Here is an 11050-nt window from a genome sequence, read left to right on the forward strand (position 1 = left end):
GAAGCTGTGTCAGGCGTTCTTACGCTCGACGACGACCTTGTTGATCACGATCGGGTCGATCGGCCGGTCGCCCGGCGCGGTCTTCGCGGTCGCGATCGCGTCCACGACCTTCTTCGAGTCGTCGTCGGCGACCTCGCCGAAAATCGTGTGCTTGCGGTTCAGGTGCGGGGTCGGGACCACGGTCACGAAGAACTGCGAGCCGTTGGTGCCGTGCCCGAACTGGATGCCGGCGTTCGCCATCGCGAGCAGGTACGGACGGTCGAACTGGAGCTCCGGGTGGATCTCGTCGTCGAACTGGTACCCCGGCGTGCCGGTGCCGGTGCCGAGCGGGCAGCCGCCCTGGATCATGAAGCCGTCGATCACCCGGTGGAAGCCGAGGCCGTCGTAGAACGGCTTGGTGACCTGCTGGCCGGTCTCCGGGTCGGTCCACTCCTTGGTGCCCTCGGCGAGACCGACGAAGTTGCTCACCGTCTTCGGCGCGTGGTTGGGGAACAACCTGATGACGACGTCGCCCTTGTTCGTCTGCAGGGTTGCGTACAGCTCTTCGGCCACGGGAGTCACTCCTAGTCGGGTTACCACTGCTTACGCCCTCGATCCTGTCATGCCGTTCAAAGAACCCGCGCATCGACGGGCGGAGAGGAAGAACACCCGCCCCTCGCTCCGCTCGGGGCGGGGTTGGAGGCGGGCCCGGTCCGGGTTGGGCGGAGGCGGGGCCCGCGTTGGGTGGGGCGACCCGGGCCGGGGCTGAAGTCGGGTGAGCGGGTCCGGTTTTGGGTGGGGCGAGCGGGTCGGTGGTTGGGGTGGGGCGAGCGGGCTGGGGCTGGGGTCGGGCGAGCGGGTCGGGGTCGGGCGGGGGTCGGGTCGGGGGTGGGTGGGGGGAAACGTGTGGAGATTGGGTGGTGGGGGCACAGGGTTATCGGCTTGTGACGTCGTACGATGCAGATGCAGCCGGATTTGTCCAGAGTTGTCATCAGAAAGAAGCCCATGTCGCCGATGGGCGGGAGAGCTGTCCGCGGGGCGGGCGGCACCGAGGAGGGAACCGTGGGTTTGAGGAAGTCCAAGGACCGGGTCGAGGCCGCCAAGGACCGCGTCCGGCCGCTCGCCGAGTCGGCGACCGAGAAGTTCGGACCGGCCGTCGGCCAGGTCCGTGAGCACCTCGGGCCGGCCGTTGGCACCGCACGGGAGAAGGTGTCGCCGTACGCCGAGAAGGCTGTCGAGCGGGGCGCACACCTGGCCCACCAGGCGGTGGAGAAGGCCGGTCCGGTGCTCGACGACGCGCTCGCGAAGGTCGGTCCGGCCACCGAGCACGCGGCCGAGAAGGCCCGCGAGCGGCTGAACGACGACGTACTGCCGAAGGTGACCGCCGCACTGGCCACCCTGGCAGCGGCCGCCGAGCCGGTCGTCGAGGAGACCACCCGCCGGGGCAAGGCCACCAAGGCCGCGCTCAAGGGCGAGCTCGACGTACCGACGAAGAAGAGCCACAAGCTCCGCAACGTGGCGCTGTTGCTGGGCCTCGGCGCACTGGCCGCGGCAGCGGTGAAGAAGCTGCTGACCCCGCCGGAGCCGGCCTGGCAGTCCACCCCGACCAGCGGCCGCGACTACAGCTCCGCCCCGGCCGGTACGTCGACCCGCCCGGCCGACACCACCGCGTCCAACGGGACGTCGGCCAACGGCAAGTCCGACGCGAAGCCGGAAGAGCCGACGGCGGACGCCCCGAAGGCCGAGGCCAAGCCCGAGGCCAAGGTGGAGGAGGCGAAGGACGAGGTGAAGGCCGCGTCGAACGGCGCCACCAAGAAGACCACCACCAGGAAGCCGACGGGCGAGAGCCGCCCGAGCGACTCCTGACACCACCGCAACGGCGAAGGTCCCGAACCCCAGGTTGGGGTCCGGGACCTTCGTCTGTCCGGACGTCGCCTTGCGCGTACGACGTTCAGTTGGCCTGCGGCTCCGGATCGTCGGCCTTCGTCAGCTGGTAGCGGCCGGCGGACAGCAACTGGGTCGCGTACCGGTGCGTGATGCACGGGTACGAACCGCCGCAGCTCAGGCAGACCGCATCGTTGCGGTGCAGCCAGGGCACGACCTTGAAGCGCTTGGTCCAGGTCAGCGGTTCCCGGTCCGGAGCGTGCATCTGGAGCGCCGCGCGGGCAGCGTCCTGGATCTCCGGGGCCGACCATTCCTCGGCGCTCTTGTCCATCAGGGCGCTGAGATCGGGGTGCAGGTGGTCGTTGGTGCGGGCTTTGTTCATTTATGTGTCTTCCAAGGGCTTGGGAGGACCTACTGAATCGCTCGCTTCAAACGTTAGTGCCCCGGCATGCCGACCGCGCCTCGAGAAGGCGCACCCGGGTGTCAGATCTTCGTTAGTTCCACATCGTCTCGAGGCTGACCCTGGCCTCGAGCTCGAGCAGGTGCCGCTTGGTCGGGATGCCGCCGCCGAAGCCGACCATCTTGCCGCCGGCACCGACCACCCGGTGGCAGGGCACGACGATCGCGATCGGGTTCCGGTTGCAGGCGGTCCCGACGGCGCGGGCGGCGCCGAGGTCGCCGACGATCTTCGCGACGTCGCCGTACGTCTGCATCTCGCCGTACGGGATCCGGGTCAGTTGTTTCCAGACCGCGCGCTCGAAGTCGGAGCCGCCGCGGACCGACAGCGGCAGCGTGAACTCCTGGAGCTCGCCGGCGAAGTACGCCTTCAGTTGCTCGGCGGCCTCGGTCAGCAACGGGTCGTCGGACCGCGGCCGGTCGGTGCCGCCGAAGTGCAGCCGGCAGAGCCCGGTCTCGTCGACCGCGAGCGTGAGGTCGCCGATCGGTGAGTCGACCACGGACCAGTGCATGCACCTATCCTCCCCGTCCCCGCCGACACTTTCTGGCAGAAAAGCGCCACGGAGTGACCGCAACCTGATGTTCTCGCCCGGTCACGCCGTGTTGTGCTATGCCTGATCCATGCCGAGCCGGCCCGCACAGGTACCGCCCTTGGACCGCTGGTTCAGTTCCGAGCGGGCGATGGGTATCGGCGCGTCCGTCCTGATCGGCCTGGTCACCGTGACCAGTTGGTCGACCGCGTGGTCCGACTTCAACTTGTACCGGACCCGGCGGACGTACGGCGACAACGCCGACCGCTGGTCCGAGGCGAACCTGATCTCCGGCTCGCTCGGGATCGTCGCGGCGCTCGCGCTGTTCGCGGCCGCGGCGGTGTTCATCGTCTGGCTGTGGCGGGTCCGGTGGAACGCGGAGATGTTCTGCCGCGGCGAGCACCGGTACACCCGCGGCTGGGTGCTCGGTTGCTGGCTCGTCCCGGTGGTGAACCTCTGGTACCCGAAGCAGGTCGTCGACGACGTCGTCGCGGCCAGCGACCCGCGGACCGATCCGCTGACCCCGGAGCTCAAGGACATTCCGGGCACCCGGCTGGTGTGGGCCTGGTGGCTGACCTGGGTGACCGGACTGGTGACCGGAAACATCGTGCAAAGGGGCGTTCTTTCCGGCGCGTCGCAGCTGGGAGACCTGCGGACGAACGTCATACTGTCCTCCGTCTCCGCGCTGTTCACGACCGGCGCGGCGGTGTTCGCGGTGATCCTGATCCAGCGGATCGACGAGCTGCAGAGCATGCGCCCATGGGTGCCTTGGTGGGCGCTCGGGACACCCCAGAACGGCTTTCATCCACCTGCGCGGTAAACCAAACCGTCACGCCCTGCCGAATGCCTCGTTACCAATGGTGATGGGCGTACGAAAAGAACACGTTAAGTCGACACCCTCTGTGCTGGGGCCGACTGCCCTGGCCTACCTACTTCGTGGTATCAATGTGGCTCGGTCACGCGGGGGCAGGGCCGGGCCGAAGCGCCGGACAGACGACGGAGTTCCAGCAACGCGAGGGACGCGAGACGTGAGCCACCCGCAGGCATTGATGACCCCTGTCGAGGACGAGGAAGAGTGGCAGCCGCACGCGGCTGAGGAGTTCCAGCAGATCGGGACGGTCGGCAAGCTCGCCGTCGCCCTGCTGGGCGCGTCCACCGTGACGCATCTGCTGTCCACCTGGTCCGACTGGAACACGTACTCGGTGGTGCACCGCTACCTCGGCGGGATGCCGAACGTCGACGACGCGGACCTGAACCGCGCGGACGCGATCGCCAAGGTGACCGCCGTACCGAACGTCATCGTCTCGGTGGCCGCCGCGGTCGTCTTCGTCATCTGGTTGTGGCGGGTCCGGGTCAACTCCGAGGTCTTCTCGCAGGCCGACCATCGCCGCAGCCACGGCTGGGTGCTGGCCAGCTGGTTCGTCCCCGGACCGAACCTCTGGTACCCGAAACAGATCGTCGACGACGTCTGGATCGCCAGCGATCCGAAGACCCCGGTCTACGCCGACGACCTGCGCCGGTTCAGGACTCCCCCGCTGACCTCGGTCTGGTGGGTGGCCTGGATCGGCGCGCTTGCGTTCGACGTGGTGGTCCGCCGGTTCCTGATGTGGATGGAGGCGACGGTCGGCTCGCTGCGCGGGATCGCGATGGCGGGTACGGCGTCGCTGGTGCTGACCGCGATCTCCGCGGTCGCCGCGACGATGATCATCCGCAAGATCAACCACATGCAGACCACCCGCAAGTGGGTGCCGTGGTGGGACCAGGGCCCGAAGCTGAGCGCCGTCCCGACGTACGAGGTGACCCAGGTCCCGTCGTACGCGAACGACGACACCGACGAGCAGCCGGTGATCTCGGAGCCGATCGCGCCGTCGCTGGGCCTGGTCCGCGAGCCGCAGCTGCAGATGGCCGGCGCACCCCAGCAGCCGCTGCAGCCGAACAACCCGTTCGCTCCGCAGGCGCCCGCTCCGGCGGCGCCGGTCGGGAGCCCGTTCGCGCCGCAGCAGCCGCAGGGCTTCCCGGGTGACGGCGCCGCCGCGTACGGCGGTGCTCCCCAGCAGCACCAGCCGCAGCAGCCGGAGGACGCCCCGAAGTGGAGCCCGTTCGCCCCGGCCGCGCAGAACTGGCAGGACAACGACGGCGGGCCGGCGACCGAGCAGTTCAGCCCGATCCGCGACTGGCAGGACGAGCAGCCGGCCGCGGAGACGACGTACGCCCCGGCCGCCGAGCCGACCTGGGAGGAGTACCGCAGCACCATCACCCAGGACACGCTCGGTTCCGCGAGCAGCTGGCGGGACGAGGCGGCTCCGATGACCGCCGTCCAGCCGGACCCGTACTCGTACCAGCCGCAGCAGCCCGCGCAGGAAGAGCACTGGGCGGCCCGCTACTCCGAGCCGTACTCGTACGAGCCGGACTACACCTCGACGTCCTCCCCCGCGGAGGCGCAGACCGCACCCGAGCCCGAGCCCGCACCCGTTGCGCGCGCTGGTCGCCGGGCCGCTCGGGTCGCGGTCGACAGCCCGTCGGCGATCCAGCCGGCCGTCGGGGACCACCTCACGCAGCCGTCGCACTCCGGGCACACCACGCAGTCGGCGTACCAGGACCACACCGTCTACGGGCAGTCCGAGCACTCGCAGCCGTCGTCGCACGTGTCGGCCTCCTCCGGGTACTACGAGCCCGCGCCAGCGCCGAGCTACGACGTACAGGACGACTTCCTGACCCCGTCGAAGCCGCTGCCGCCGGTGCCGTCGTACGGGCCGGAGCCGACGTACACGCCGAGCAACGACTACACGGACTACGGCTCGTCGTCGTACAACTCGGACTACAGCGGCTACTCGTACGAGGGCGGTAGCAACCAGTCGTACGGGTCCTACGAGTCGCAGTACCCGGAGCAGACCGAGTACCAGTACTCGCAGGAGCAGCAGCCGACCGAACCCGAGCAGCCGAACGGCCCGCGGACCCAACCGCGCCGTGGCCGCTGGGTCTGATCAGATAGAGCGTATGCGTTTAGGTTTCGCCACCCTCGGTTGTCCCGGAGCTTCACTCGACGACGTCCTGGCACTTGCCCAGGGCAACAACTTCACCGGTCTGGAGCTGCGCGCCGCGCCGGAAGAGTTCACCAGCACCGGCCTGACGCCGGCCCAGCGGCGGGAGCTGCGCGGCCGGATCGAGGACGCCGGCCTGGAGATCTTCGCGATCAGCAGCTACGTGCGGCTCTGCGCCGTCGAGGAGCAGCCGCTGGAGGCGCACCTGGAGCTTGCGGCCGATCTCGGTGCGCTAGGTGTCCGCGTCTTCCCGGGTGACGACACGGACAGCGACGCCGGTACGCCGGACGGCCCGAGCGCCGGCGAGATCCGCGCGCTGGACCGGGTGACCTCCGCGCCGCGCGAGGTGCCGATCCTGCTCGAGACCCACGACTCGCACTCGACCGGCCGCCAGGTCACCGCGTTCCTCGCGCTGCTCGACACCGACGCGCCGGGCCACAACGTGCGGGCGCTCTGGGACAGCTCGCACACCTGGTCGCACGGCGAGACGGCGGCCGAGTCGTACGCGCTGCTGCGGCCGTGGCTGGAACTCGTCCAGTTCAAGCAGGCCGACTCGCGGCAGGACTACCGCCCGGTCGCGATCGACGAGGGCGACTTCCCGATCCACGACCTGCTCGCCGCTCTCGACGGCACGGACTACCCGCTCTCACTGGAGTGGGAGCTGAAGTGGCACCCGCAGCTACCGTCCCTCGCGGAAACGCTGCCCGCCGTTCACGCCTGGCTGGGCGCGGGCTCGGTCAAGTAGCGCGTCACGGTCGGTCCGAGCCAGGCGACCGCCTCGTCGGTCGTCAGCTCGACAACCGGCCGGAGCTCGAGGATGTAGCGGCAGAGCGCGAAGCCGAGTGCCTGGGTCGCGATCAGCCCGGCCCGTACGGCGGGCCGGTCGATCGAGGCGCGCTGGAACGTCGGCATCAGCTGCCCGATGAACACCTGCCGCATCCGCTCGGCCGCCGACTCGTTGGTCACCGCCGTCCGCAGGAGCACCCGCAGCGTGTCGTCCTCCTCCCACCGCTCGACGAGGTGCCGGACGAGCACCTCCCCGAGCCGCTCCTTCGGTACGTCGTGCAGCTCCGGCATCCGTACGTCGAACTCGGCCGCTGCCGCGAACAGCTTCTCCTTGCTGCCGTAGTACCGCATCACCATCGCCGGGTCGATCGCCGCGTCGGCCGCGATCGCCCGGATCGTCGCGCGCTCGTACCCGTCCGCGCCGAACCGCTCGCGGGCCGCCGCCAGGATCGCCGCCCGGGTCCGATCGGACTTCTTCTCCGCCATGTCCCCAGCATATGCCAACACTTGTTGACTTTTGCCAGCCTCGGTCCTAGCTTAAAAGTCAACAAGCGTTGGCAAAGGAGCGGATCATGAACGCCGAGGTTGTGGTGGTAGGCGCCGGGCCGGTGGGACTCGCGGTGGGAGTCGGGCTGCGGCTGCACGGACACGACGTGGTGGTGGTCGACAAGCTGGCCGAAGGCGCGAACACCTCCCGGGCCTGCGTCATCCACCCGCGGACGCTGGAGGTTCTGGAGCAGTTGGGCGTCACGAAGCGGCTCGTCGACCTCGGCCTGGAGCTGCAGGACTTCGCGGTCCGGTCCGGCGACCGGCAGCTGATCCCGGTCGGCTTCGCGGACCTGCCGACGGCGTACCCGTTCGTCACGATGATCCCGCAGCCGGTCACCGAGCAGGTCCTGCTCGAGCGCCTGCAGGAACTGGGCGGTTCGGTCCTCCGTCCGTACGCCGCGACCGGCGTGAGCCAGACCGCCGACGGCGTCGACGTGACGCTGGACAACGGCGACGTGATCCACGCGCAGTACGTCGTGGCCGCCGACGGCATGCACAGCACGGTCCGGGAGCTGGCTGGCCTGCGGATGCCCGGCAACACGCTGGAGTTGTCGCTGAGCCTGGTCGACGTCCGCGTCGCGGGCGGCCTGCCGACCGACGAGGTCGGGCTGTACTTCGCGGCTGCCGGGATGCTCGTGGTGGCGCCGCTGCCGGACGGGAGCTTCCGCCTGGTGGCCGAGGTGCACGACGCGCCGGAGCACCCCGACATCGCGTTCGCGCAGCACCTGCTGGCCGACCGCGGCCCGCGCAAGGCGCATCCACAGGTCACCGAGGTGGTCTGGGGCTCGCGCTTCCGGATCCACGAGCGGGTGGCGGACAAGTACCGCGCCGGTCGCGTGCTGCTGGCCGGCGACGCCGCCCACACGCACAGCCCGGCCGGCGGTCAGGGCATGAACCTCGGACTGCGGGACGCCGTCGCGCTCGCCGACGCCCTCTCGCAGGCGTTGGCCGGCGACGAGTCAGGCCTCGACACCTACGCCACGAACAGCCGCACGGAGGCCGTCCGCGTGATCGGCCTGGTACACCGGCTGACCCGGCTCGCCAACGTCCCCCGCCCGATCCGCCCGGTGCGCAACGCCGTACTCCAGCTGGCCGGCCGCCTGCCGAACTCCCAGAACGCCCTGGCCAAGCAACTCGCCGGCTTCCCGGAACGTTAACCACCGAAATGGTCCCTTCCCGCGCGGCATGCTGAAGGTGAAGGGGCAATCCGCGAGGTTAACCGGCGGTCGACTCGCGGATCTCCAGGGTGTACGGGACGGTCAGGTCGCGGTGGGCGGAGTTGTCGTCGCCGGTGATCCGGTCGAGCAGCAGCGCGACCGCGTTGTCGGCCAGCCACTCTTTGTCCGGCGAGATCGTGGTCAGCGACGGCGAGTGGAACCGGCCGTCCTCGATGTCGTCGAAACCGGCAACGGCGACGTCCTCGGGCACGCTCAGCCCGGCGTCGGCCAGCGTTCGCAGCGCGCCGAGCGCCATCAGGTCGTTGAAGCAGAACACCGCGTCCGGCGGCTTCGGCAGCGCCAGCAGTTCGCGCATCGCCGCCGCGCCGTCAGCCCGGTGGTACCCGGATCCGGCCAGCTCGAGCGCCGGATCGTGCGGCAGCCCGGCTTCCTTGAGCGCCTTCCGATAACCCTTCCGCCGTACGGCGCCCGTACTCGTCCCGCCGACGCCGATGGCCGCGATCCGGGTCCGGCCGAGCGAGATCAGGTGCGTGGTCGCGTCGTACGACGCCTGCACCGAGTCGACGGCGACGCGGTCGAACTGGCCGCCGGCCGGGCGCTCGCCGAGCAGCACCAGCGGCTTCCCGATCGCGACCGAAGTGAGCTTCGCCGGCGCGGTGGCGAGCGGGGAGAAGATGATGCCGTCGATCAGCTGCCCGCGCATCCCGTCCAGGACGAACCGCTCGGCGGCGGCCTCGCCCTCGGTCTGGTCGATCAGGACGGTGATCCCGCGGCGCTTCGCGGCCCGGGAGATCTCGGCGCCGAGCTCGGCGAAGTACGGCGAGCCCATCTCCGGGATCGCCAGCGCGATGAAGTCCGAGCGGCCCTTGCGCAGTGAGCGGGCGCTGACGTTCGGCGTGTAGTCGAGCGCGGCGATCGCGGCCTCGACCTTGGCCCGGGTCTGCGCGGTGATGTGCGGATAGTCGTTGATCACGTTCGAGACGGTCTTCACCGAGACCCCGGCCCGCGCGGCCACGTCACTCAGCCTGGTCGCCATCCGAACCTCCTGTCGTGCAGCTGTCGCCCGAGTGTCCCACCGCCGAACCCTTTACACCGATTGTCAATCGTTGTAGACATCCACGGTAAACGTTGTAAACGTCGATGGGGAGGCCCTGTGGCTCGGCTCGTGGTGGACCCGGCGTTCGTGGTCGGTGCGTTGGACCGGCGGTTGTTCGGCTCGTTCGTCGAGCACATGGGCCGTTGCGTCTACACCGGCATCTACGAGCCCGGGCATCCGAGCGCCGACCCGGACGGGTTCCGGCAGGACGTGCTCGAGCTGGTCCGCGAGCTCGGCGTCACCGCGGTGCGGTACCCGGGCGGCAACTTCGTCTCGAACTACCGCTGGGAGGACGGCGTCGGCCCGAAGGAGCACCGGCCGCGGCGGCTGGACCTGGCCTGGCGGGCGATCGAGCCGAACCAGTTCGGCACCGACGAGTTCGTCGCCTGGGCGCGGAAGGCCGCCGTACAGCCGATCTGGGCCGTGAACCTCGGCACCCGCGGCATCCGGGACGCCGTGAATCTGCTCGAGTACTGCAACCTCCCGGCCGGCACCGCCCTGTCCGACCGGCGGATCGCGAACGGCAGCCCGGAGCCGCACGACATCCGGATCTGGTGCCTGGGCAACGAGATGGACGGCCCCTGGCAGATCGGCCACAAGACCGCCGAGGAGTACGCGCGGATCGCCGAGGAGACCGCGAACGCGATGCGCCGGGTGGACCCCGGCCTCGAGCTGGTCGCCTGCGGATCGAGCAACGCCGGGATGCCGACGTTCGGCGAGTGGGAGCGGGTCGTCCTGGAGCGGGGCTACGACCTGGTCGACCACATCAGTCTGCACGCGTACTACGAACCGAAGGACCGCGACCAGACCAGCTTCCTCGGGTGCGCCGAAGAGATGGACCGGATGATCTCCGCGGTGGTCGCGACCGCCGACCACGTGAAGGCGCTGAAGCGCAGCGACAAGGAACTGACGCTGTCGTTCGACGAGTGGAACGTCTGGCGCCAGCAGGAGTTCCCCGGCGAGCTCGGCCTGGACATCCGCGAGGCCGGTCCGCTGATCGAGGACACCTACACGGTCGACGACGCGGTGGTGGTCGGCAGCCTGCTGATCACGCTGCTCCGGCACGCCGACCGGGTCAAGATTGCTTGCCTCGCGCAACTGGTCAACGTGATCGGCCCGATCCGCACCGAGCCCGGCGGCCGCGCCTGGCGGCAGACGATCTTCTACCCGTTCGCACTCACCGCGCGGTACGCCGGCCCGACCGTGCTGCGGACCGCGATCGCCGGTGGACCCGACATCGAGACCGCCGCGTTCGGGCGGATCCCGGCGCTCTGGAGCACCGCGACGTACGACGAGACCACCGGGGAGACCGCGATCTTCGTGGTGAACCGGAGCGAGACCGACAAGATCGACCTGGAAGTCCCGGTGACCGGACGGGTTGTCCGGCACCTCGCCCTCTACGACGAGGACCGCACCGCCGTGAACACGGCGGACGATCCGGACCGGGTCCAGCCCCGGGCCGTCGACACCACTGCCGTTGTCGACGGTGTCTGCCGTGCCACGCTGCCGCCCGCATCGTGGCACGTGATCCAACTCAGCAGTTGATTCGAG

General features: G+C 69.8%; 11 protein-coding genes. 6 read left to right on the plus strand and 5 right to left on the minus strand.

The genetic code is table 11. The features are described 5' to 3' along the window. Window positions 1-9 precede the first annotated feature (9 nt). Window positions 10-552 (minus strand): peptidylprolyl isomerase, encoded by a 543-nt coding sequence (locus tag ACFV9C_RS02005; protein WP_380190036.1) that lies wholly within the window; start codon window positions 550-552, stop codon window positions 10-12. A 489-nt stretch (window positions 553-1041) separates the two neighbouring features. On the opposite strand from ACFV9C_RS02005, the gene ACFV9C_RS02010 reads away from it, so the two are divergent. Continuing rightward, the gene (locus ACFV9C_RS02010) at window positions 1042-1845 is read left to right on the plus strand and encodes a hypothetical protein (RefSeq protein ID WP_380190038.1); all 804 of its coding nucleotides are present in this window, start codon (window positions 1042-1044) and stop codon (window positions 1843-1845) included. 85 nt (window positions 1846-1930) lie between these two features. Here the strand turns inward: ACFV9C_RS02010 and ACFV9C_RS02015 are convergent, their stop codons facing one another. Both ACFV9C_RS02015 and ACFV9C_RS02020 read right to left on the minus strand, forming a co-directional pair. Continuing rightward, the gene (locus ACFV9C_RS02015) at window positions 1931-2245 is read right to left on the minus strand and encodes a hypothetical protein (protein ID WP_380190040.1); all 315 of its coding nucleotides are present in this window, start codon (window positions 2243-2245) and stop codon (window positions 1931-1933) included. Between the two features lie 112 nt (window positions 2246-2357). Then, window positions 2358-2831, minus strand: coding sequence for a methylated-DNA--[protein]-cysteine S-methyltransferase (locus tag ACFV9C_RS02020; protein WP_380190042.1), 474 nt, complete (start codon window positions 2829-2831; stop codon window positions 2358-2360). A 109-nt stretch (window positions 2832-2940) separates the two neighbouring features. Between ACFV9C_RS02020 and ACFV9C_RS02025 the strand changes: the two genes are divergently transcribed. The 3 genes from ACFV9C_RS02025 to ACFV9C_RS02035 all read left to right on the plus strand — a co-directional run bounded on the left by ACFV9C_RS02025 (window position 2941) and on the right by ACFV9C_RS02035 (window position 6635). Beyond that, a complete protein-coding gene (locus ACFV9C_RS02025; protein ID WP_380190044.1) occupies window positions 2941-3669 on the plus strand; it encodes a DUF4328 domain-containing protein in 729 nt (242 codons plus the stop codon). Window positions 3670-3877: 208 nt separating this feature from the next. Beyond that, complete coding sequence (locus tag ACFV9C_RS02030) at window positions 3878-5833, plus strand: DUF4328 domain-containing protein (RefSeq protein WP_380190046.1); 1956 nt, start codon at window positions 3878-3880, stop codon at window positions 5831-5833. 13 nt (window positions 5834-5846) lie between these two features. After that, on the plus strand, window positions 5847-6635 hold the full coding sequence (locus ACFV9C_RS02035; protein ID WP_380190048.1) for a sugar phosphate isomerase/epimerase family protein: 789 nt from the start codon (window positions 5847-5849) through the stop codon (window positions 6633-6635). On the opposite strand, the gene ACFV9C_RS02040 is transcribed toward ACFV9C_RS02035, so the two are convergent. After that, window positions 6602-7162 carry a TetR family transcriptional regulator gene (locus ACFV9C_RS02040; protein WP_380190050.1) on the minus strand — a complete coding sequence of 187 codons (561 nt, stop codon included), beginning with the start codon at window positions 7160-7162 and terminating at the stop codon, window positions 6602-6604. The genes ACFV9C_RS02035 and ACFV9C_RS02040 overlap by 34 nt on opposite strands. Window positions 7163-7248: 86 nt before the next feature. Here ACFV9C_RS02040 and ACFV9C_RS02045 point away from each other — a divergent pair, with 86 nt between their 5' ends. Next, window positions 7249-8382: an FAD-dependent oxidoreductase gene (locus tag ACFV9C_RS02045; RefSeq protein ID WP_380190052.1), complete on the plus strand. Its 1134-nt coding sequence runs from the start codon at window positions 7249-7251 to the stop codon at window positions 8380-8382. 58 nt (window positions 8383-8440) lie between these two features. Here ACFV9C_RS02045 and ACFV9C_RS02050 read toward each other — a convergent pair whose 3' ends face one another. Beyond that, window positions 8441-9439, minus strand: coding sequence for a LacI family DNA-binding transcriptional regulator (locus ACFV9C_RS02050; protein ID WP_380190054.1), 999 nt, complete (start codon window positions 9437-9439; stop codon window positions 8441-8443). 117 nt (window positions 9440-9556) lie between these two features. On the opposite strand from ACFV9C_RS02050, the gene ACFV9C_RS02055 reads away from it, so the two are divergent. Then, window positions 9557-11044, plus strand: coding sequence for an alpha-N-arabinofuranosidase (locus ACFV9C_RS02055; RefSeq protein WP_380190056.1), 1488 nt, complete (start codon window positions 9557-9559; stop codon window positions 11042-11044). Window positions 11045-11050 lie beyond the last annotated feature (6 nt).

The organism is Kribbella sp. NPDC059898 (assembly GCF_042730855.1).
Taxonomy (GTDB): domain Bacteria; phylum Actinomycetota; class Actinomycetes; order Propionibacteriales; family Kribbellaceae; genus Kribbella.